At 60.1% G+C, this 22,249-nt stretch carries 21 protein-coding genes and 1 pseudogene; all 22 read right to left on the bottom strand.

Annotation, left to right across the window (positions count from 1 at the left end; translation table 11 throughout):
* Nucleotide 1: 1 nt before the first annotated feature.
* On the bottom strand, nucleotides 2-592 hold the full coding sequence (gene hisB / locus Q0O19_RS05180) for an imidazoleglycerol-phosphate dehydratase HisB (protein ID WP_295520674.1): 591 nt from the start codon (nucleotides 590-592) through the stop codon (nucleotides 2-4).
* A complete protein-coding gene (hisC, locus tag Q0O19_RS05175; protein ID WP_295520673.1) occupies nucleotides 589-1,674 on the bottom strand; it encodes a histidinol-phosphate transaminase in 1,086 nt (361 codons plus the stop codon). Before hisC ends, hisB begins: the two co-directional genes overlap by 4 nt.
* Nucleotides 1,671-3,014 (bottom strand): histidinol dehydrogenase, encoded by a 1,344-nt coding sequence (gene hisD / locus Q0O19_RS05170; protein ID WP_295520672.1) that lies wholly within the window; start codon nucleotides 3,012-3,014, stop codon nucleotides 1,671-1,673. The genes hisC and hisD overlap by 4 nt, the downstream gene beginning before the upstream one ends.
* A gap of 5 nt (nucleotides 3,015-3,019) precedes the next feature.
* On the bottom strand, nucleotides 3,020-3,661 hold the full coding sequence (gene hisG, locus Q0O19_RS05165) for an ATP phosphoribosyltransferase (protein WP_295520670.1): 642 nt from the start codon (nucleotides 3,659-3,661) through the stop codon (nucleotides 3,020-3,022).
* Nucleotides 3,658-4,923, bottom strand: a complete 1,266-nt coding sequence (murA, locus tag Q0O19_RS05160) for a UDP-N-acetylglucosamine 1-carboxyvinyltransferase (RefSeq protein ID WP_295520668.1) — start codon at nucleotides 4,921-4,923, stop codon at nucleotides 3,658-3,660. Before murA ends, hisG begins: the two co-directional genes overlap by 4 nt.
* A gap of 39 nt (nucleotides 4,924-4,962) precedes the next feature.
* The gene (locus Q0O19_RS05155) at nucleotides 4,963-5,205 is read right to left on the bottom strand and encodes a BolA family protein (RefSeq protein ID WP_100119325.1); all 243 of its coding nucleotides are present in this window, start codon (nucleotides 5,203-5,205) and stop codon (nucleotides 4,963-4,965) included.
* 5 nt (nucleotides 5,206-5,210) lie between these two features.
* Complete coding sequence (locus Q0O19_RS05150; RefSeq protein WP_295520665.1) at nucleotides 5,211-5,966, bottom strand: ABC transporter permease; 756 nt, start codon at nucleotides 5,964-5,966, stop codon at nucleotides 5,211-5,213.
* Complete coding sequence (locus Q0O19_RS05145) at nucleotides 5,963-6,898, bottom strand: ABC transporter ATP-binding protein (protein WP_295520663.1); 936 nt, start codon at nucleotides 6,896-6,898, stop codon at nucleotides 5,963-5,965. The genes Q0O19_RS05150 and Q0O19_RS05145 overlap by 4 nt, the downstream gene beginning before the upstream one ends.
* 84 nt (nucleotides 6,899-6,982) lie before the next feature.
* A complete protein-coding gene (locus tag Q0O19_RS05140; protein ID WP_295520662.1) occupies nucleotides 6,983-7,258 on the bottom strand; it encodes an STAS domain-containing protein in 276 nt (91 codons plus the stop codon).
* A gap of 11 nt (nucleotides 7,259-7,269) precedes the next feature.
* On the bottom strand, nucleotides 7,270-7,920 hold the full coding sequence (locus Q0O19_RS05135; RefSeq protein WP_295520660.1) for a phospholipid-binding protein MlaC: 651 nt from the start codon (nucleotides 7,918-7,920) through the stop codon (nucleotides 7,270-7,272).
* 77 nt (nucleotides 7,921-7,997) lie between these two features.
* Nucleotides 7,998-8,729: a VacJ family lipoprotein gene (locus Q0O19_RS05130; RefSeq protein ID WP_295520659.1), complete on the bottom strand. Its 732-nt coding sequence runs from the start codon at nucleotides 8,727-8,729 to the stop codon at nucleotides 7,998-8,000.
* Nucleotides 8,726-9,205: an outer membrane lipid asymmetry maintenance protein MlaD gene (gene mlaD, locus Q0O19_RS05125; RefSeq protein ID WP_295520657.1), complete on the bottom strand. Its 480-nt coding sequence runs from the start codon at nucleotides 9,203-9,205 to the stop codon at nucleotides 8,726-8,728. The genes Q0O19_RS05130 and mlaD overlap by 4 nt, the downstream gene beginning before the upstream one ends.
* A 10-nt stretch (nucleotides 9,206-9,215) precedes the next feature.
* On the bottom strand, nucleotides 9,216-9,998 hold the full coding sequence (gene mlaE / locus Q0O19_RS05120; protein ID WP_295520655.1) for a lipid asymmetry maintenance ABC transporter permease subunit MlaE: 783 nt from the start codon (nucleotides 9,996-9,998) through the stop codon (nucleotides 9,216-9,218).
* Nucleotides 9,995-10,813 (bottom strand): ABC transporter ATP-binding protein, encoded by an 819-nt coding sequence (locus tag Q0O19_RS05115; protein ID WP_295520653.1) that lies wholly within the window; start codon nucleotides 10,811-10,813, stop codon nucleotides 9,995-9,997. The genes mlaE and Q0O19_RS05115 overlap by 4 nt, the downstream gene beginning before the upstream one ends.
* 103 nt (nucleotides 10,814-10,916) lie before the next feature.
* Nucleotides 10,917-12,413 carry a glutamate synthase subunit beta gene (locus Q0O19_RS05110; protein WP_295520652.1) on the bottom strand — a complete coding sequence of 499 codons (1,497 nt, stop codon included), beginning with the start codon at nucleotides 12,411-12,413 and terminating at the stop codon, nucleotides 10,917-10,919.
* Nucleotides 12,414-12,453: 40 nt separating this feature from the next.
* Nucleotides 12,454-17,154: a glutamate synthase-related protein gene (locus tag Q0O19_RS05105; protein WP_295520651.1), complete on the bottom strand. Its 4,701-nt coding sequence runs from the start codon at nucleotides 17,152-17,154 to the stop codon at nucleotides 12,454-12,456.
* A gap of 132 nt (nucleotides 17,155-17,286) precedes the next feature.
* The gene (locus Q0O19_RS05100; RefSeq protein ID WP_295520649.1) at nucleotides 17,287-17,982 is read right to left on the bottom strand and encodes a transposase; all 696 of its coding nucleotides are present in this window, start codon (nucleotides 17,980-17,982) and stop codon (nucleotides 17,287-17,289) included.
* Between the two features lie 62 nt (nucleotides 17,983-18,044).
* Nucleotides 18,045-18,911, bottom strand: coding sequence for an SAM-dependent methyltransferase (locus tag Q0O19_RS05095; RefSeq protein ID WP_295520647.1), 867 nt, complete (start codon nucleotides 18,909-18,911; stop codon nucleotides 18,045-18,047).
* Nucleotides 18,908-19,462 carry a DUF1415 domain-containing protein gene (locus Q0O19_RS05090; protein ID WP_295520646.1) on the bottom strand — a complete coding sequence of 185 codons (555 nt, stop codon included), beginning with the start codon at nucleotides 19,460-19,462 and terminating at the stop codon, nucleotides 18,908-18,910. Before Q0O19_RS05090 ends, Q0O19_RS05095 begins: the two co-directional genes overlap by 4 nt.
* Nucleotides 19,459-20,703: a CynX/NimT family MFS transporter gene (locus Q0O19_RS05085; protein ID WP_295520644.1), complete on the bottom strand. Its 1,245-nt coding sequence runs from the start codon at nucleotides 20,701-20,703 to the stop codon at nucleotides 19,459-19,461. Before Q0O19_RS05085 ends, Q0O19_RS05090 begins: the two co-directional genes overlap by 4 nt.
* Before the next feature lie 55 nt (nucleotides 20,704-20,758).
* A complete protein-coding gene (locus Q0O19_RS05080) occupies nucleotides 20,759-21,940 on the bottom strand; it encodes a deoxyguanosinetriphosphate triphosphohydrolase (RefSeq protein WP_295520642.1) in 1,182 nt (393 codons plus the stop codon).
* Nucleotides 21,941-21,944: 4 nt separating this feature from the next.
* Nucleotides 21,945-22,249: pseudogene (locus Q0O19_RS05075) on the bottom strand (3-dehydroquinate synthase); the annotation flags it as partial.

Raw genomic sequence — 22,249 nt, 5'->3', positions numbered from 1 at the left:
GTCAGAGCGAGCCCTTGGTAGAGGGAATGACACCCGCCGACCGCGGATCGAGTTCGAGCGCGGCACGCACGGCGCGGGCGAAGGCCTTGAAGATCGTCTCGCACTGGTGGTGCGCGTTCACGCCTTTGAGGTTGTCGATGTGCAGCGTGCACAGCGCGTGGTTCACAAAGCCCTGGAAAAATTCATAAATCAATTGCGTGTCGAGCGTGCCCAGCGAACCGGAAGTGAAGTTCACATCCATGTGCAGGCCGGGGCGGCCGGAGAAGTCCACCACCACGCGGCTCAAAGCTTCGTCGAGCGGTACATAGGCATGGCCATAACGGCGGATGCCTTTTTTGTCGCCAATGGCTTGCGTAAAGGCCTGGCCCAAGGTGATGCCGATGTCTTCCACCGTGTGGTGGCCGTCGATGTGCAGGTCGCCCTCGCAGGCGATGTCCAGGTCGATCAAGCCGTGGCGTGCGATCTGGTCGAGCATGTGGTCCAGGAAACCAATGCCACTGGCCAGCTTGGCCTGGCCCGTGCCGTCCAGGTCGATGGCGACGCGGATGTTCGTCTCGGCCGTTTGGCGGGTGACTGCAGCAGTGCGGTTCATAAGGAGGCTTTCAAAGCGGCAAGAAGTTGGTCGTTTTCTGCGGCGGTGCCCACCGTCAGTCGCAGGCAGTTGGCCAGCAATGGGTGCATTTTAGAAATGTTCTTGATCAGCACTTTGTGGGACTTCAAGCCATCAAAGGTTTTGGCCGCATCGGGCACGCGGGCCAGGATCATGTTGGCTTCGCTCGGGAAAGGGTGCACGCCCGGCAAAGCGGCCAGTTCTTTGAAGACACGGGCTCGCTGCGCGCGCAGGTCTTTCGCTTGCGTGGCAAACACCTCGGCATGCTCCAGCGCAAACAAAGCGCACTCGGTGTTGAGCACGCTGATGTTGTAGGGCGGGCGCACCTTGTCGACCTCGGCCACCAAAGCCTTGGGGCCGATCATGTAACCCAGGCGCACACCGGCCAGGCCAAACTTGCTGAGCGTGCGCATGAGTAAAACATGCGAATGGCGCGTGATGCGGTCCATGTAGCTCTTGCTGGCAAAGGGCTGGTAGGCCTCGTCCATGACCACCAGGCCTCCCTGTGCGCCTTGAGCGAGGACGATTTTTTCAATCGTGTCGTCGTTCCACAAATTGCCGGTGGGGTTGTTGGGGTAAGCCAAATAAATGATGGAAGGCTTGTGCTGGGCAATGGCGGCCAGCATGGCGGCTTCGTCGAGTTCAAAGTCGGCCGTGAGCGGCACGCCATGAAAAGCCAGGCCTTGCAGCTGGGCGCTCATGGCGTACATGACAAAGCCGGGCAAAGGGGACAGGATGGAAGCGCCGGGCACATCACAGGCCATGGCCAACAGCGAGATCAACTCGTCCGAGCCATTGCCCAGCATGATGTCGAAGCCTTCAGGCATGCCCGCATAACTGGCCAGCGCATGGCGCAGTTCGTTCACACGCTCACCGGGGTAGCGGTTGAGCGCCAGCGCGCCCAGCCGTTCGCCCAAAGCCTTTTGCAAATCAGCAGGCAGCCGGTGCGGGTTTTCCATCGCGTCGAGCTTGACCATGCCCGCCGAATCCTGGATGGCGTAGGCGTGCATGGACTGCACGTCTTGGCGGATGCGTTGCATGAGTTGGGGGCTGACATTGCTCATTTCGGGTCTCGCATCGGGGGCACAGGGTTCAAACGGAGTTCGGCAGCGCGGGCGTGGGCTTGCAGGCCTTCGCCATAGGCCAGCTCGGCGGCGATGTGGCCCAGCAGCTGGGCACCGGCTTCGCTCACTTCAATCAGGCTGCTGCGTTTTTGGAAATCGTACACGCCCAAAGGCGACGAGAAACGCGCTGTGCCACTGGTGGGCAGCACGTGGTTGGGGCCCGCGCAGTAGTCGCCCAAACTTTCGCTGGTGAACGCGCCCAAAAAGATGGCACCGGCATGGCGAAGCAGCGGCTCCCATCGGTGCGGGTCGCTGCTCGACACCTCCAGGTGCTCTGGCGCGATGCGGTTGCTGATGGCGCAGGCCTCTTCCATGTTGCGCGTCAGGATCAAGGCGCCCCGGTCGTTGAGCGACTTGGCGATGATTTCGCGCCGAGGCATCTCGGGCAGCAGGCAGTCAATGGCAGTCTGTACTTGGGCGATGTAATCGGCATCAGGGCACAGCAAAATGCTTTGGGCCAATTCGTCGTGCTCGGCCTGACTGAACAGATCCATCGCCACCCATTCGGCTGGGGTACTGCCATCGGCCAAAACCAAAATTTCGCTCGGGCCCGCGATCATGTCGATGCCCACGGTGCCAAACACGCGCTTTTTGGCGCTGGCCACATAGGCGTTGCCCGGGCCGGTGATTTTGTCCACTTTGGGAATGGTGGCGGTGCCATAAGCCAGCGCCGCCACGGCTTGGGCGCCACCCACGGTGAAGGCACGGCTCACACCGGCCACACAAGCGGCGGCCAGCACCAGTGGGTTACGCACACCTTGCGGTGTAGGCACCACCATGATGATCTCTTGCACGCCCGCCACATGGGCCGGAATCGCGTTCATCAACACCGAAGACGGGTAAGCGGCTTTGCCGCCGGGGACGTAAATGCCCACGCGGTCCAGCGGCGTGACTTTTTGGCCCAGCAAGGTACCGTCTTCGTCGCGATAAGACCAGCTCTCGCCAGAGGCTTTCTTTTGCGCCTCGTGGTACTGGCGCACACGGGCGGCGGCGGCTTGCAAGGCTTCGCGCTGCGCTGCAGGCAGGCCGTCGAGTGCCGCTTTCAGTTCGGCCTGGGTGATCTCCAGCGCCTTCACGTCAGCGGCTTGCAGGCCGTCAAATCGCTGGGTGTAATCCAGCACCGCCGCGTCGCCACGACGCTGCACATCGGCCAGGATGTCGGCCACGCGCTGCTCGATGGCGGCGTCGGTGTCGGCAGACCAATGCAGGCGGGCCGTGAAGGCCGCTTCAAAACCGACATCCGCCGTGTTCAGTTGCAAGGGTTTGGCCAGGAGTCCCATGTTGTTCAGTCTTTCTTCACCGCGCCCGCAAAAGCATCGATGATGGCGCGGATCGGTGCTTGCTTGAGTTTGAGCGCGGCCTGGTTGACCACCAAACGCGAGCTGATGTCCATGATGCGTTCGACTTCGACCAAGTGGTTGGCCTTGAGGGTGTTGCCGGTGGACACCAGGTCGACGATGGCGTCGGCCAGGCCCGTGAGCGGGGCCAGCTCCATGCTGCCGTAGAGCTTGATCATGTCCACATGCACGCCCTTGGTGGCAAAGAAGTCACGCGCAATCGCCGTGTATTTGGTCGCCACTTTCAGGCGCGAGCCGGTGCGCACCGCGCTGGCGTAATCGAAGTCAGCACGCACCGCCACGCTCATTCGGCATTTGGCGATGTTCAGGTCCAGGGGCTGGTACAGGCCTTGGCCGCCATGCTCGATCAAGGTGTCCAAACCCGTCACGCCGAGATCAGCGCCGCCGTATTCCACATACGTGGGCACGTCGCTGGCGCGCACCAGCACCACACGCACACCGGGCTGGTTGGTGGACAAGATCAGCTTGCGGGATTTTTCGGGGTCTTCCAGCACCTCGATGCCGGCGGCTTTGAGCAGCGGCAGGGTTTCGTCAAAAATGCGTCCTTTGGACAGGGCCAGGGTGATCATTTCACTCTTTCAATGTCGGCCCCAAGGCCGCGCAGTTTCAATTCCATGCGGTCGTAACCGCGGTCCAGGTGGTAAATGCGGTCCACGGTGGTTTCGCCTTCGGCCACCAAACCGGCAATCACCAGGCTGGCCGATGCCCGCAAATCGGTGGCCATGACGGTGGCACCCGAGAGCTTTTCAACACCCTCGATCACCGACACCTTGCCATCGATCTGGATGTGCGCCCCCAGGCGAACCAGCTCGTTGACATGCATGAAACGGTTTTCAAAAATCGTCTCAGTCACCTTGCTGGCACCTTTAGAGATGCAGTTGAGCGCCATGAACTGCGCTTGCATGTCGGTGGGAAAACCCGGGTACTCGGTGGTCCGAAAGCTCTGCGCCTTGAGACGCCCCTCGGATTTGACGCGGATGAAACCCTCACCCGATTCAATGGTGGCCCCTGCTTCGCGCAACTTTTCAATCACCACTTCCAGGTGGTCAGCGCGGCCGTGGCGCAACACCACGTCACCGCCCGTGGCGGCCACCGCGCACAAAAAGGTCCCCGTTTCAATCCGGTCGGCCACCACCTGGTGCTGGCAACCTTGCAACCGATCCACACCCTGGATGCGGATGCGGCGCGTGCCGTGGCCTTCAATTTGCGCGCCCATCTTGATCAACATTTCTGCCAAGTCGGGAATCTCCGGCTCTTGCGCGGCGTTTTCGAGCACCGTCTCGCCTTCTGCCAAGGTGGCGGCCATCAAGAAGTTTTCGGTGCCAGTGACCGTGACCATGTCGGTGGTGATGCGGGCGCCTTTGAGACGCGTGCGTCCCGCGGGCAAGCTGGCCAGCATGTAGCCGTGGTCCACCGTGATCACCGCACCCATGGCTTGCAGGCCCTTGATGTGCTGGTCCACAGGGCGTGAACCAATCGCGCAGCCGCCGGGCAAGGACACTTTGGCGTGGCCAAACCGGGCCAACAAAGGTCCCAGCGCCAAGACCGAGGCCCGCATGGTTTTCACCAGTTCATAAGGCGCCTCGGGGTTGTTCAAGGCCCCGGCGTCGAGCGTGATGCGGCCGTCTTCCTGTTGCTCGGCCATCACGCCCATGTTGCGGATCAGTTTGAGCATGGTCGAGACGTCTTGCAGTCGCGGCACATTGGCCAGCGTGACGGGCTCAGCGCTCAACAATGCCGCGCACAATTCGGGCAATGCGGCATTTTTGGCGCCCGACACTTCGAGCGTGCCTTGCAGGCGGTGACCGCCGCGAATTTTCAGTTTGTCCATGGGTCAGGTCGGTGCGTTGCGGCCCAAGGGCCTTCAGGTTCATTTCGCTTGAGCAGCCCATTCTGCGGGCGTATAGGTTTTCATCGACAAGGCATGCACCTCATCGGTATGCATTTTTTGGCCCAACGTGGCATACACCCGTTGGTGCCGCGCAATGGGGCGCATGCCGGCAAAGGCTTCGGACACGACCACAGCGCTCCAGTGGCGGCCATCGCCCTCCACTGTGAGGTGGGTGCACGACAGGCCTGCGGCGATGATGGCTTGGAGTTGCTCAGCGTTCATGGGGTTCAGCTTCGGATTTTGTAGCCAATGCGCAAAAGGTGAAGGGTCAGGCCACTGATCGCAGCCAAGGCACTGCCGACCACCGACAAACTGATCCAGGGCGAGACATCGCTTTGACCAAAAAAACCATACCGAAAACCGTCGATCATGTAGAAAAACGGGTTCAAGTGACTGAGTTTTTGCCAGAAGGTGGGCAGCGAGTGGATGGAATAAAAAACGCCCGACAAGAAAGTCATGGGCATGATGACGAAGTTTTGAAAGGCGGCCATTTGGTCAAACTTTTCGGCCCACAATCCAGCTATCACGCCCAATGAGCCCATCATGGCCGCGCCCATGACGGCAAAGGCCAAAATCCACAACGGGTTGACGAAGGTGATGTTGACCATCCAACCCGTGATGACAAAAACGCCCAAGCCCACCGCCAAACCACGCACCACAGAGGAACCCACATAAGCCACAAACCAGCTGCGGTGCGACAGGGGCGTGAGCAGCAGAAACACCAGACTGCCCATGATCTTGCTTTGGACCAAACTCGAGGAGCTGTTGGCAAAGGCGTTTTGGAGCACGCCCATCATGATCAGGCCGGGCAGCAAAAACGAGGTGTAGGCCACGTTGTCATACACCTTGACATGGTCTTCGAGCACATGGCCGAAGATGAGCATGTAAAGCACCGAGGTGAGCACGGGCGCGGCCACGGTCTGAAAGGCGACTTTCCAAAAACGCAGCACCTCTTTGTACAAAAGGGTTTGCCAGCCGGTCATGCCAAGGCCCCCGATGCGGATTGTTTGCGGTTCATGACTTCCAGGAAAACGTCTTCCAAGTCGGCCTGGCGAATCTCAACATCTTCTGCGACCAAGCCGGCTGTGCGGATGGTGGCCAAATGGTTCTCGATCTCCACCGCGTTGTGCACCGGCAACTGGACGATGCGGCCCGTCACACGGGCCATCGCCGCCACGGATGGCGGCAAGTCACCATCGAGCTTGAAGCGCAACACTTGGCTGGTGGCCGAACGCAGCAAGTCAGAGGTGCGCTCCAAGGCCAGCAATTGGCCGCGTTTGAGCATGGCGATGCGCCCGCAAAGGGCTTCGGCTTCTTCCAAATAATGGGTGGTGAGCAAAACGGTGTGGCCTTGCTTGTTGAGCTTGGCGATGAACTGCCACAAGGTTTGGCGCAACTCGACATCCACCCCAGCCGTGGGTTCATCGAGCACGATCACTCGGGGTTTGTGCACCAAGGCTTGCGCCACCAGCACGCGTCGCTTCATGCCGCCCGACAGTTGGCGCATGTTCGATCCCGCCTTGTCGGCCAAGCCCAAACTGTCCAACAACTCGTCGATCCAGGCATCGTTTTTCTTCACGCCAAAATAACCCGACTGGATCCGCAACGACTCACGCACAGTGAAAAAGGGGTCAAACACCAACTCTTGCGGCACCACACCCAAAATACGGCGAGCGGCAGCGTAATCGTTTTGCACATCGTGGCCATGGACCAGAACGCGTCCTGTGCTCGGGCGCGTCAAACCGGCCAAGGTACTGATCAAGGTGGTTTTGCCTGCCCCATTCGGGCCAAGCAAACCAAAAAACTCCCCCTCTTGCACGTCAAAGCTGACTTGGTCGAGTGCTTTGAATGCGGCAGCACCCACCTGACGCGCAGGGTAGGTTTTGGAGACGGATTGGAAAGAGAGCGCAGGCATGGAAGGGGTCTATTTTAAGTGCTGGCCCACTGAGCCCGAAGTCCTGCGAGGCAATCGGCGCAAAAAGACCTGAAAACCCCTCATTCAGTCTGGCTGAAGCAGGTCAATCACGCCATACAAGCCCGCCAATTCACGCAAGCGTGCCGACAAGCCTTCGACCTGCAAGGTGCTGCCCCGTTGCAGCACTTCCCGGCGCAAGCCCAGCAACACGGCCAAGACCGACGAGTCAAACTCTTGGAGTGCTGAGGCGTCCAGAGCGACGACAGGGGGTATGGCTGCGGGCAGTTGCGCCACCCACTGCGCCAAGCAGGCGTTGGCCTGGTCGTGCAGCAATTGGACGGGCAACTTCAGGGGGCTCATGCGCAAGGGAGTCAGGCGGGTTTGGCGTTGGCTTTGTTGCGCAGCGCCAAGCTGGCGATCAAGGCATCTATGCCCCCGGCATTGATCTCTTTGGTGAATTGGGTGCGGTAATTTTCGATCAACCAGACGCCCAGCACATTCAAGTCAAAAATCATCCAGCCAGCCCCTTCGCCAGGGGTTTTCTCCAAGCGGTAATCGAGCTGAATCGGATCACCTTTGCCACGCACCTCGGTGTTGACCACCAGATTTTTGTCTTCTTGGCCTGCGCGCAGAGGTTTGACCACCACCACCTGGTCGCTGACTTGGCTGAGCGCCCCAGAGTAGGTGCGAACCAGCAAGATTTTGAATTCGTCTTGCAGGCGTTTTTGCTGCTCAGGCGTGGCTTTGCGCCAAGCGGGGCCGGTCGCCAATGCCGTCATGCGACGAAAGTTGACATGGGGCATCAGTTTGGCATCGACCAGCTGAATGATTTTGCTCAAGTCCCCGCTGCGCAAAGACTTGTCCGCCTTGATGAGGTCCAAGGTGTCGTTGGTGATGCGCTTGATGAGGGCATCCGGCGCTTCCTCGGCCGCCCAAGCAGGCATGAGCGCGGCGCTCAAGGCAAAGGCTGTAGCGATCAAGCCGCGTCGGCGAGCCAGGGACATCAGGGAGGTGGTTTTCATGCGATCACTATAAGGTCAACAGGTATGCATCTTGTGAACAACTGTAACGGGCATCCGGTCCGGCTTGAGGACAACCCTCAGGGCGCATCTGCATCGGAATAGTCAAATCTTGAGGGGGGATTGCCGTCATGCACATCGTTTTCACGTTTTTGCAGATAAGCATCGCGAACAAATGTATAGGGATCCAGGGCGGCCGACAGGATGACATCCAAGGACTCCAGCAAAGTGGAACGCACATCCACCACACGCGTGACACTCAAAGCCTGACGGGTTGCCTTGTCATGGAACTGCTGAGTCGCATCGCCCTGGATGTTGAGGGGCGTCGCCAAGGCGTCCCGCAAGGTGGATGGCCCCAAAATAGGCAACACCACATAGGGGCCGGGCTTGACGCCCCAATAGCCGAGAGTCTGCCCAAAGTCTTCTTTGCGCTTTTCTAGCCCCATCTCTGAAGCCACATCCAGCACCCCCCCTAAACCGAAAAAGGTATTGACCGAGATGCGCATGAATGTCTCTGCTGTGGCCTGGCCTTTCAACTGCAAAGCGGTGTTGGTCAATGTCCAAACATCTCCCAAATTGCCCAAAAAATTGTGAATGCCTGTGCGCACAGGGCTGGGCAGCGCCGCGTTGTAGGCTTTGGCTGCGGGTTTGATGGCCACTTTGTCCAAGGCGTCGTTGAAGCCGTAAACACTTCGGTTCATGGCTTCCCAGGGGTCCCGGACATCGGCATGTTGGACAGATGCACAGGCTTGCAGCAAGAGCAAGACGCTGAGCACCAGCATCTTGCCAAGTCTTCGGGTCAAGGGGTTCATGGCTTGGTTTTTTCTGCAGCAGATTTTTCCGCCTGGCTGTAAAGGAATTGGCTGATCAGATTTTCCAGGATCACCGCCGACTGGGTAGAAGCAATTTTGTCACCCGCAACCAGATTTTTCTCATCCGCACCGGGTGACACATCGAGGTATTGCTCGCCCAGGAGTCCGCTGGTCAAGATTTTCAACGAGCTGTCTTGTGGAAAACCCAAACCTGTCTGCAAGGCCAAGGTCACCTTGGCTTGAAAGGACTCGCCATCGAATTCAATTTTCTTGACGCGGCCCACCACCACACCAGCGCTTTTCACCGCAGCACCTGGCTTGAGCCCACCAATGTTGTCGAATTTGGCGCTGACCTCATAGTCATGGTTGAAGCGCCAGGTCAACAAATTGGCAGCCTGCAGTGCCAGGAACAGCAGCGCCACGGCTCCAAGCATCACAAACAAACCGACCCACACGTCATTTTTTGAACCTTGCATGCCGTCCTCCTCAAACGCTGAACATCATTGCGGTGAGGATGAAGTCCAACCCCAACACCGACAAAGAAGAAACCACCACACTGCGTGTGGTGGCACTGGCCACCCCCTCAGGGGTGGGCTTGGCCACATAGCCTTGGAGCAAGGCGATGAACGTCACGGCCACCCCGAACACCACACTTTTGATGATGCCGTTGCCCACGTCCTTGAACACATCCACGCCGCCTTGCATCTGACTCCAAAACGAACCTGCGTCCACACCGATGAGCAAGACACCCACCACATAGCCGCCGAGAATGCCCACCGCACTGAACACCGCAGCCAGCAGCGGCAAAGCCAGGATGCCGCCCCAAAACCGAGGCGCTAAGATGCGTTGCACAGGGTCCACCGCCATCATCTCCAAAGCCGTCAGCTGCTCGCCTGCGCGCATCAAGCCGATCTCGGCCGTGAGCGAGGCACCCGCCCGCCCGGCGAACAGCAAAGCCGCCACCACCGGACCCAATTCACGCACCAGCGTGAGCGCCACCAACAGGCCCAGGGCTTCGGCTGAGCCGTACCTTTGCAGCGTGTAATAACCTTGCAAACCGAGCACAAAACCCACAAACAAACCCGACACCAAGATGATGGCCAAGGAATAGTTGCCCAAGAAATGGATTTGGTCGCGGACCAGGCCAAAGCGTTTGAGCGCCGCACCGGACATGCCCAACAGCTTGAAAAACAAGCGGGCTGCAAAACCCCAGTCGGCGAGCATTTGGCGGGTCCATGCACCCATATCGGCCAGCCAGCGGGTGATCATGGAGACCTCCGGTCGTAGTCGCGCGCGATGGGCGGGGCGGGGTAGTGAAATGGCACCGGACCGTCACTCAGTGCATTCACAAATTGGTAAATCAAGGGGTCGGTGCTGGCCCGCAGCTGCGCCGGTGTGCCCTGGGCGGCCACGCCACCGTACGCCAAAATCACCACATGGTCTGCGATCACAAAGGTCTCGTTCACATCGTGCGACACCACCACACTGGTGATGCCCAAGCTGTCGTTCAAACGTCGGATCAAACGGGCCGCTGTCCCCAGAGAAATCGGGTCAAGTCCCGCAAAGGGCTCGTCGTACATGATCAAGTCGGGGTCGAGTGCAATGGCACGGGCCAAGGCCACGCGGCGGCTCATGCCACCCGAAATTTCGGAGGGTTTGAGGTCCCGCGCACCACGCAAACCCACCGCATCGAGCTTCATCAGCACGATGTCATGGATCAGGTCTTCCGAGAGATCGGTGTGCTCGCGCAAGGGAAAAGCCACGTTGTCAAACACGCTCATGTCGGTGAACAAAGCGCCGAATTGGAACAACATGCCCATGCGGCGGCGAGCGGCGTAGAGTTGAGCTTGTGGCATGGGGGTGACGTCATGGCCATCAAACAGCAATTGCCCTGCATTGGCCCGAATCTGCCCACCGATCAAGCGCAAGACCGTGGTTTTACCGCCACCGGATACCCCCATCAAAGCCGTGACTTGTCCACGCGGCACCTTGAAGCTGAGGTTCTTCAAGATGACACGATCGCCGTACCCGAAAGTCAGGTCGCGCAATTCAACAAGTGGCGGTGGTGTGGTACTCGTGGACATAAAAAACAAAAGCCGGAAAGTCCGGCTCTTGTGAAGTTAGAGGCTCCAGGCTGAAGGCGTGCAAACCCGAAGATTTTAGGGATTTTACCTAGAACGATCTGCCTCAGCGCGGCAGGTCGCTGGCGCCCATCAAGAACTCGTCCACCGCGCGCGCGGCCTGACGGCCCTCGCGGATGGCCCAGACCACCAGGGACTGGCCCCGGCGCATGTCACCCGCAGCAAACACCTTGGGTACGTTGGTGGCATAGCCGCCTGTGAAGTCGGTGCTGGCCTTGGCGTTGCCACGGGCATCTTTGTCAATGCCAAAGGCGTCGAGCACGGTGGCCACCGGGTTGGTGAAACCCATGGCCAACAAAACCATATCGGCCTTGTATTCTTTTTCGGTGCCGGGCACTTCCACCATCTTGCCGTCTTTCAACTCGACGTGCACCGTCTTCAAACCGGTGACTTGGCCTTTTTCGCCCATGAATTCTTTGGTGGAGATGGCGAACTCGCGCTGAAGCAGGCCTTTTTCGGCGCTTTCATCATGGCTGGAGCTGGTGCGCAGCTTCATGGGCCAATACGGCCAAATCATGGCCTTGTCTTCTTTTTCAGGCGGCTCGGGCATCACCTCGAACTGGGTCACGCTCACAGCGCCGTGGCGCGTGCTGGTGCCCACACAATCGCTGCCGGTGTCGCCGCCGCCGATGACAATGACGTTTTTGCCATCGGCCCGCAATTGGCCCTTGACCTTGTCGCCCGCATTGACTTTGTTTTGCTGGGGCAAAAATTCCATCGCGAAATGGATCCCTTCCAGGTCGCGGCCGGGCACGGGCAGGTCACGCGACTGCTCGGAGCCGCCAGTCAACAACACAGCGTCAAAGTCGTTCTTGAGTTGCTCGGCTGAAATGGTTTCCTTGGCCCAGTTGGTGACCTTGGAATCCTGGGGCCATCCCTCGAGCGAAGTTGGACCCACCAGCACGCTGGTCCGGATTTGGACGCCTTCGGCTTCGAGTTGCTGGACGCGGCGGTCGATGTGCGTCTTTTCCATCTTGAAGTCGGGGATACCGTAGCGCAACAAGCCACCCACGCGGTCGTTCTTCTCGAACAAGGTCACGTCGTGGCCCGCACGCGCCAACTGCTGAGCAGCGGCCAAGCCTGCGGGGCCTGCACCGATCACGGCCACTTTTTTACCGGTCTTGACCTTGGCGGGGCGGGGTGTGACCCAGCCCTCAGCCCAAGCGCGGTCGATGATGGCGTGCTCGATGGACTTGATGCCCACGGCGTCGTCGTTGAAGTTGACCACGCAAGCCGCCTCGCAAGGGGCGGGGCAAATGCGACCGGTGAACTCGGGGAAGTTGTTGGTCGAGTGAAGCACCTCGATCGCGTTCTTCCAGTCGCCTTCAAACACCAGATTGTTGAAATCCGGAATGATGTTGTTGACGGGGCAGCCACTGTTGCAAAAGGGTGTGCCGCAGTCCATGCAGCGTGCCGCTTGGGTTTTGGACTGCTCTTCGGTCAAACCGATCACGAACTCGCTGTAGTTCTTCAAGCGCTCGGCGACTGGCTTGTAGCCTTCTTCGATGCGCTCAAATTCCATGAAACCTGTGATTTTTCCCATGATGTGTCCTTAGCTTTTTGACGTTCAGTGCCCGTCTGGTTCAGGCGGCGAGAGGCTGGGCGGCTTGAGCCACGTCCGCCGCTTTGCGTGCGTTGATTTCGCCCAAGGCGCGCTTGTATTCGTTCGGGAACACCTTCACAAACTTGGCGCGGGCGGTGGCCCAGTTGTCCAGCAACTCGCGGGCACGTTGGCTGCCGGTCCACTTGTGGTGGTCTTCCAGCAGTTTCTTCAGCTGCGCTTCGTCAGCCTGGTCACGGTGCCAAACCTTGCGGTCCACTTGTGCTTCCTGCTCGGCCACGGTCAGCACTTTTTCCATGCTGACCATGGCCGTGTTGCAACGGGAGGCAAATTCGCCGTCTTCGTCGTACACATAAGCAATACCACCACTCATGCCTGCACCGAAGTTGCGGCCGGTTTTGCCCAGCACCGCGACGGTGCCGCCGGTCATGTATTCGCAACCGTGGTCACCTGTGCCTTCGACCACCGCCGTGGCGCCCGACAAACGCACCGCAAAGCGCTCACCGGCCACGCCGGCAAAGAAGGCCTCACCGGTGGTGGCGCCGTACATGACGGTGTTGCCCACGATGATGTTTTGCGAGGCCACACCACGGAACTCCAGGCTCGGGCGCACCACCACGCGGCCACCCGACAAGCCTTTACCGGTGTAGTCGTTGGCTTCGCCGATCAGGTACAGGGTGATGCCTTTGGCCAGAAATGCGCCGAACGATTGACCGCCTGTGCCTTCGAGCTGGATGCGCAAGGTGTCGTCAGGCAAGCCTTCGGGGTGGACCTTGGTGACCGCACCGGACAACATGGCACCGACCGAGCGGTTCACGTTGCGGGTGACTTCCATGAACTGGACTTTTTCACCCTTGTCGATGGCGGCACGGCTCTTGGCGATCAGCATGTTGTCCAGGGCCTTTTCCAGGCCGTGGTCTTGCGTGTCCACATGGCGCACGGCCACGGTGGAGGACACTTGCGGCACGGCCAACAGGCGTCCGAAATCCAAACCACGGGCTTTCCAATGCGCCACGCCACTCTTCATGTCGAGCAGGTCGGCACGGCCCACCAAATCGTCAAACTTGGCAATGCCCAGCTGGGCCATGATCTGGCGCACTTCTTCGGCGATGAAGAAGAAGTAGTTCACGACATGCTCCGGTTTGCCGGTGAACTTCTTGCGCAGTTTGGGGTCTTGCGTGGCCACGCCCACGGGGCAGGTGTTCAGGTGGCACTTGCGCATCATGATGCAGCCCTCCACCACCAGCGGTGCAGTGGCAAAACCGAACTCGTCAGCGCCCAACAGTGCGCCAATCGCCACGTCGCGGCCGGTTTTCATCTGGCCATCGGCCTGCACGCGGATGCGACCGCGCAAGCCGTTGAGCACCAGGGTCTGCTGGGTTTCGGCCAAACCGATTTCCCATGGCGAGCCGGCGTGCTTGACGGAGGACCAAGGCGATGCGCCGGTGCCACCATCGTGTCCTGCGATCACCACATGGTCGGCCTTGCATTTGGCCACGCCAGCGGCAATCGTGCCCACTCCGATTTCGGACACCAACTTCACGCTGATGTCGCTGTGCGGTGCCACGTTCTTCAGATCGTGGATCAGCTGGGCCAGGTCCTCGATGGAGTAAATGTCGTGGTGCGGGGGTGGCGAGATCAGGCCAACACCGGGCACCGAGTGGCGCAGCTTGCCAATGTAGTCGGACACCTTGCCACCGGGCAACTGGCCGCCTTCACCGGGCTTGGCGCCTTGGGCCATCTTGATCTGAATTTGGTCGGCACTGGACAGGTATTCGGCGGTGACGCCAAAACGGCCCGAAGCGACCTGCTTGATGCGCGAGCGCAGGCTGTCACCGGCGGCCAAGGGCATGTCCACTTCGACGTTTTCTTCGCCGATCACGCTCTTGAGCGAATCGCCCAACTTGATCGGGATGCCTTTGAGTTCGTTGCGGTAACGGGCCGAGTCTTCGCCGCCTTCACCGGTGTTGCTCTTGCCGCCAATGCGGTTCATGGCCACGGCCAGGGTGGCGTGCGCTTCGGTGGAAATCGAACCCAAGGACATCGCGCCGGTGGCGAAACGCTTGACGATCTCGACGGCAGGCTCAACCTGTTCCAGCGGGATGGCTTTGGACGGGTCGATCTTGAACTCGAACAGGCCGCGCAGCGTCATGTGGCGCTTGCTCTGGTCGTTGATGATCTGCGCGTATTCCTTGTAGGTGCTGAAGTTGTTGGCACGCGTGGAGTGCTGCAACTTGGCGATCGCGTCGGGTGTCCACATGTGCTCTTCGCCACGGGCACGCCAAGCGTATTCGCCGCCTGCGTCCAGCATGGTGGCCAGGATCGGGTCGTCGCTGAAGGCAGCGGTGTGCATGCGGAAAGCTTCTTCAGCGATCTCGAACACGCCAATGCCGCCCACGCGGCTGGCGGTGCCGGTGAAGTATTTGCTGATGGTCTCATTGTTGATGCCAATGGCTTCAAACAGTTGTGCACCGCAGTAAGACATGTAGGTGGACACGCCCATTTTGGACATGATCTTGGACAGACCCTTGCCAATCGCCTTGACGTAGTTGTAGAGGGCTTTCTCGGCCGATAAATCGCCCGGCAGCTCTTTGTGCAGCGCGGCCAAGGTCTCCATGGCCAAGTAGGGGTGCACGGCTTCGGCACCGTAACCGGCGAGCACCGCAAAGTGGTGCACTTCGCGGGCGGTGCCGGTTTCAACCACCAGGCCAGCGGTGGTGCGCAGGCCCGCAGTCACCAGGTGCTGGTGAATGGCCGACAGCGCCAACAGCGCGGGCACGGCCACTTGGGTGGGGCTCACGCCACGGTCGCTGATGATCAGGATGTTGTGGCCGCCTTTGATGGCGTCCACGGCTTCGGCGCAGAGCGAGGCCAGCTTCGCTTCCACGCCTTCGCGGCCCCAGAGGGCGGGGTAAGTGATGTCGAGCGTCGCACTCTTGAACTTGCCTTGGGTGGCTTGGTCGATGTGGCGCAGCTTGGCCATGTCGGCGAAATCCAGAATCGGCTGGCTCACCTCCAAACGCATCGGCGGGTTGACCTGGTTGATGTCCAGCAGGTTCGGCTTGGGGCCAATGAAGGACACCAAGGACATCACAATCGCTTCACGGATCGGGTCAATGGGCGGGTTGGTCACTTGCGCAAACAACTGCTTGAAATAGTTGTACAGCGGCTTGTTTTTGTCCGACAAGACGGCCAGCGGGCTGTCGTTGCCCATGGAGCCAATGGCTTCTTCACCGGCAGAGGCCATGGGAGCGAGCAGGAACTTGATGTCCTCTTGCGTGGTGCCAAAGGCTTGTTGCAGGTCGAGCAAAGGAACATCAGAAGCTGCGGCCACAGGGGCATCCGCCACGTCGTCGAGCTTGATGCGCAGGTTTTCGATCCACTGCTTGTATGGCTTGGCGCTGGCCAAACCAGCCTTCAGCTCTTCGTCGTTGATCATGCGGCCTTGTTCCAAATCGATCAGGAACATCTTGCCGGGCTGCAGACGCCACTTGCGCACGATCTTGCTCTCGGGGATCGGCAGCACGCCGGTTTCCGAACCCATGATGACCATGTCGTCGTCGGTGATGATGTAGCGCGAAGGGCGCAGGCCGTTGCGGTCGAGTGTGGCGCCGATCTGGCGGCCGTCGGTGAACACGATCGAAGCAGGGCCGTCCCATGGCTCCAACATCGCAGCGTGGTACTCGTAAAAGGCCTTGCGGCGCTCGTCCATGGTGGTGTGCTGCTCCCAAGGCTCGGGAATCATCATCATCACCGCCTGGCTGATGGGGTAACCCGCCATGGTCAGCAATTCCAGGCAGTTGTCAAACGTGGCGGTGTCGGACTGGCCGGCGAAGCTGATGGGGTAAAGCTTTTGCAGGTCATTGGCCAAGACGGGCGAAGACATCACGCCTTCGCGGGCCTTCATCCAGTTGTAGTTGCCCTTGACGGTGTTGATCTCGCCGTTGTGCGCCACATAGCGATACGGGTGCGCCAATGGCCACTCGGGGAAGGTGTTGGTGGAAAAGCGCTGGTGCACCAGGCCCAAAGCCGAAATGCAGCGCTCGTCTTGCAGGTCCAGGTAATAGGTGCCCACTTGGTCGGCCAACAACAAGCCCTTGTAAACCGCCGTGCGGCTGGACATGCTGGGGATGTAGTACTCGTTGCTGTGCGTCAGATTCAGCGCCTGGATGGCCGCGCTGGCGGTCTTGCGGATCACATACAGCTTGCGCTCCAAAGCGTCTTGCACGATCACATCAGCGCCACGGCCGATGAAGATCTGGCGCATGATGGGCTCTTTCTCGCGCACAGTGGGCGACATGGGCATGTCGCGGTTGACGGGCACATCGCGCCAGCCGAGCACCACTTGGCCTTCGGCCTTGACAGCGCGTTCCAGTTCTTGCTCGCAAGCCATGCGAGAAGCGTGTTCCTTGGGCAAAAAGACCATGCCCACACCGTATTCACCAAACGGGGGCAAAGCCACACCTTGCTTGGCCATCTCGTCGCGGTACAGCGCATCGGGCAACTGGATCAGGATACCGGCACCGTCGCCCATGAGCGCGTCCGCACCCACAGCACCCCGGTGGTCGAGGTTTTCCAAGATTTTGAGCGCTTGCGTCACGATCGCGTGGGTCTTGTGCCCCTTGATGTGGGCCACAAAGCCGACACCACAAGCATCGTGCTCGTTGGCAGGGTCATACAGACCGGTCGATTGGAAATGTTCTTTTGCACTGGCCGAAGTCATGGGCGCTCCTAAGGGTTTTCACGCAGACCGAAGAGTGTAGTGCACAGCAGCATCCATGCCAATCTTTTTAATTGGGGTCAGATCCCAATTAATTTCGTCTTCGCTTTGAGGACCAATTAATTAGGGACAGATTCAGTCGACGGTCTTTTTAGCAGGTCGCCCTGCCCGGCCCGGCTGCAAACGGCGCTGGGTAGATTTCTGCAACTGCCCCACAAAGCCGGCTGAACCCAGCGCCCAACCCGACAAGACACTTTGAGTCAATTGGTCCTTGTCGTGCTGTGCCAATCCGGTCTGCACCAGTTCGGCATAGGCCGCCTCGCGCGCGAAAGGGGTGTTGCCCAAGCCCCAAAACAGGGCGTGCGGCCTCACACATGGGTCATTCACCTGCCCAATACAGTGCTTGTGGCTGGACCATTTGAAATCGGCGGGTTGCGCCACCATGCCCGCCCGCACTGGATTCAGGTCGATGTAGGCCATGCACGCCAAAAGATAGCGCTCACTCTCAATGAGGTTGCTGCGGTAGCGCCCTTCCCACAGCGTGCCAGTACGCTGGTGACGCAAATTGAAATAACGCACATAGGCCCGTCCAACCGCCTGCATCATCTGCGGCAGACCCTCGTCGGTTTCGGGCGTGAGCAACAGATGGAAGTGGTTGTCCATGATCACATAGGCATGGATGGCCACTTTGAAAGCTTGCGCATGTTCTTTCCAAAGGGCCAACAAGCGCAAGCGGTCGGCATCGTCGCGCACGATGGCCTGGCGGTCATTGCCGCGCTGAATGACATGGTGCGGGTAGGCGGCAACGGTGAGGCGGGGCTGGCGGGCCATGGAAACTCCCTGAAAGAGGTTGTCAGTTTAATTGGGATCTGACCCCAATTAAATGACCTCCATCAACCCGTCGTGAACGGGTACCTCCCGCTCATCATGGCCTCCACCCCAAACTCCTGGAGCAGCGCCTGCAAGCGCTCACCGGCTGAACGCTTTTTCTGGCCTGTGTATTTGGCCAGAATCAGCTCGTTTTTCATGGAGTGCTCCCAGCCCACCAGCTCGGTCACAGTGACTTGGTAGCCCTGCGACTCCAAGTACAGGCAACGCAGCACGTTGGTGAGTTGGCTGCCCATTTCGCGGGTGTGCAGGGGGTGACGCCACAACTCGGCCAACGGCGTGCGCTGCAAATTGAGCGCTTTGTTCTGGTTGAGCGCCCGGGCCAGCTCGGCTTGGCAGCAAGGCACCAGCACCATGAATTGGGCTTTCTTTTGCAGACCGAAGGCAATGGCGTCGTCGGTGGCCGTGTCGCAGGCGTGCAGCGCGGTCACCACATCGATCTGCGCGGGCAAGTCCGCGCTTTGGGCCGATTCGGCCACGCTCACGTTCAAAAAACGCATGCGCTCAAAACCCAGCTTCTGGGCCAGTTGGCGCGAAGACTCGACCAGTTCGCTGCGGGTCTCGATGCCGTAAATCGTGCCTTGGCCCAGCGCCTTGAAAAACAGGTCGTAAATGATGAAACCCAAATACGACTTGCCCGCGCCGTGGTCGGCCAGCGTGGGGCCGCTGACGCTGGCGGGCAACTCTTTGAGCAGATTTTCGATGAACGGGAACAGGTGATAGACCTGCTTGAGCTTGCGCCGGGAGTCTTGGTTGAGCTTGCCGTCTCGGGTCAGGATGTGCAATTGCTTGAGCAATTCAAGCGACTGGCCGGGGCGCACTTCAGGCGGTAAATCCGATGCGGCAGCGTCAATCCCAGACCGTTTTTTCATGGTGTCGGACCCACATCCAGTTTTTTCCAGCCCTCCACCCCCAGCTTGTCCATGGTCTGGATGTTGGTTTCATAAATCATGTCGGCTTCAGGAAAAGCCTCCACCGCCCGATCGATGCTTTCCTCGCGCAACAGGTGCAGCGTGGGGTAAGGCGAGCGGTTGGTGAAATTGCCGATGTCGTCCGGTTCGGTGTCGGCAAATTGGAACTGCGGGTGAAAACTCGCCACCTGAAACACGCCTTCCAAATCGAGCTCATGCAGCACGGCATCGGCTTCGTCCAGAAAGTCGTTGAACTCCAGAAAATCTTGCAACATTTGCGGCACGATCAAAAGCACGGTCTCGCGCTCTTCGGCGGGCAGCGTGGCCAGCGCCTGCAGTTGTTCAATCAGCTCGTCACGCAAGCCTTCCAAGCCCTTGGCTTCACTCAGCACGTAATGGATCTGGCCCTTCACATGGGGTGCTTTGGCAAAGGGGCACAGGTTCAGGCCGATCACGGCGCGTTCAAGCCAGCGCACGGTGTCGGCAATTTCGGGGGTGTTCATGTCAGTCATGGGCGAGATTGTGCCTGTGGGAGCATGCGCCCCGCCGCCCAGGCCAAGCCTGCCCCCAAGAGACAACACCCTACCGTCACCAGCGGGGTGAGCTGCCAGCCGCCGGCCCGAGCGGCCACAGCCGCCACCAAAGGGGGGCCCACAAACTGGCCCAAGGCCGACAGTTGCTGCACCCAGCCCACGGTGGTGGCCACTTGCTGCTCACCTGGTGCCAAGCGGACCGCCAAACTGAACAATGTGCCCGGCACCAAACCACCGATGCCAGAGAACAAAAGCACCCCGGCAAAGCGCAGCCAGGGCTGGTTTTCGGTGAAGGGGGCAAAGGCCACCGTGCTGCCCAGCGCCATCGCGCCAAAGCCCAACCACAATGCCGTGCGGGGGGCCCAGCCTCGCTGCAGCAATCGACCCGAGGCCATGTTGCCGATGATGTTGGCAGCTGCGGCCAAGGCGGTGAGCACGCCCAGCAGGCCCCCGCTGACCCCAGCGGCGTTGTAAATCGAGGGCAGAAAACCCACCACCGCCAGCCACTGACCGGAGTACATGCCGAAGGTCAGGGCCACCAACCAAGGCCCAGGAGCGCTCAAGGTCAGGCGCAAACGCTGCCATGCACCGGAGCTGGACCGATGATCGTTCGCCCATAGACCGTTGGTGGGCACTTTTGACAAAACAGCTTCAGGATCTGCGGGGACGCTGCGCGACAGCCACGCGGCCATGCCGAGCGAGATGCACGCAAACAGCCCCCACCAGACAGACCAACCCCAAGCCGGAATGAACACAGGTCCGGCCAACAAAGCAAGCGCTGTGCCCGTGGGCATGTATGCGCCCCACACGCCCAGCATTCCCGGCAGCTGCGTTGGCGGCACCAGGCGACGGATCAGGGCCGGTGCGGGCAGGGCCACCAACAAAAAGCCCAGGCCTTCAATGGCTCTGAGCGTCAGCAAAGCGGCAGTCGAGGTGGCGAAAGCGCCCAAGCCACTGGCCACCGCCAGCAAGCACAGGCCGCGCACCATGCTGCGCTTGAGGCCCATGCCATCGGCCCACAAGCCCATGAACACCGCCAAACTCATGCCAGCGAGTTGCACCATGGACAACAGGAAACCCGACTGCACCAGCGTCAGGCCCAGCTCGGCCTGCAGCGCGGGCAAGGCCGGGGGCAGCTTGCCCACTTGCAAAGCCGCCACACCTCCAGCAGCGACCACCAACCAAGCGTTCAAGGGCGAAGAAGGTGCGTTGTGGGTCATCACCAGGTCATCGCGGCGTGGGCGTCGCGCCTACAAGACCACCCAAGGTGTTCGCTCACAACAGTTTGCGCCCCGTCAGGCGTTCGTGCTCGCGCAAGGCGAAGCGGTCGGTCATGCCAGCAATGTAGTCGGCCACCGAGCGGTGCAGGTCGGCGTTGGCGGCGAAGTCGGCGGTCATCTCGGAAGGTTGGGCCATATAGGCGGCAAATAATTCCTGCACCGCCTGCTGCGCTTGTCCGGTGGTGTGCATGACCTGCGGATGACGGTAAAGCTGCACAAACAAGAACTTTTTGAGTTCGCTGCTGCGCGCCTTCATCTCGGCGCTGAAGGCCACCAATGGCCCGGCCAGCCGGGCTTCGTCCAGCGTGCGCACACCTGCTTGGGCCACAGCTTGTCGGGTGGTGTCGATCACGTCGTAGACCTGGTCACTCAGCATGCGGCGGATGGTTTCGTACAGAACGCGACGCGGTTTTTGCGACAGGCCCGGGTGTTCCAACAGCGTCTGCTGGTGGTAATGCGCAAAGAGCTCGACCTCCAACAATTGTTCGGTGCTGATCAGGCCTGATCGGACGCCGTCGTCGATGTCGTGCGCGTTGTAGGCAATGGCATCGGCCACGTTGCACAGCTGCGCCTCCAGACTGGGCTGTGTGCGGTCGATGAAGCGCCGCCCGACCCCACCCGGCTCGGTCAACTCCAGATGTTCGGCATTGGCCCGCGAGCAATGCTTGAGAACGCCTTCGCGGGTTTCAAAGCTGAGGTTCAGACCGTCGAATGCGGGATAACGCTCTTCCAGTTTATCGACCACGCGCAGGCTTTGCAGATTGTGCTCAAAGCCGCCGTGGTCACGCATGCATTCGTTCAGTGCATCTTGCCCCGCGTGTCCAAAAGGCGTGTGCCCCAGATCGTGCGCCAGCGCCACGGCTTCGACCAAATCCTCATGGAGTCCCAGCGTCCGGGCGATGGAGCGGCCCAGTTGCGCGACCTCAAGCGAATGGGTCAGGCGGGTGCGGAACAAATCACCTTCGTGGTTCAAAAACACCTGCGTCTTGTAGACCAAGCGTCGAAATGCTGTGGAGTGCACGATGCGGTCACGGTCGCGCTGAAAGGCATTGCGCGTAGGCGCATCGGGTTCGGCAAACCGTCGGCCCCGGGTGCGGGCCGGATCACAAGCCAGCGCTGACAAATTGGCCCCCCTTTGCGATGCAAGCACGGACAAATCGAGTGCCTCGTTGTCCATGGGTTCAGGCGCAGCAGGCGTTGATGACCTCACGCACCACGGCATCGGGCGCGCCGCAGACCTTGGCCTTGCCGGGGCCGTCAATGACCACAAACTGGATCTCACCGCCCACGGCTTTTTTGTCCAAGCGCATGTGCGCCATGTAATGGCCCGCGTTGTCGGCCGCATCAAGCACAGGGCCGCGCACCGGCAAACCGGCACGCGCGATCAAGGTGCGCAAACGTGCGACAAAGGCGGCATCGACATGCCCCAAACGCTGCGAGAGCTCCGCTGCCATGACCATGCCGCAGCCCACGGCTTCACCGTGCA

The sequence above is a fragment of the Limnohabitans sp. Rim8 genome (assembly GCF_945869175.1).
Taxonomy (GTDB): Bacteria; Pseudomonadota; Gammaproteobacteria; order Burkholderiales; family Burkholderiaceae_C; genus Limnohabitans_A.
This window is presented reverse-complemented; position numbering and strand designations above follow the sequence as displayed.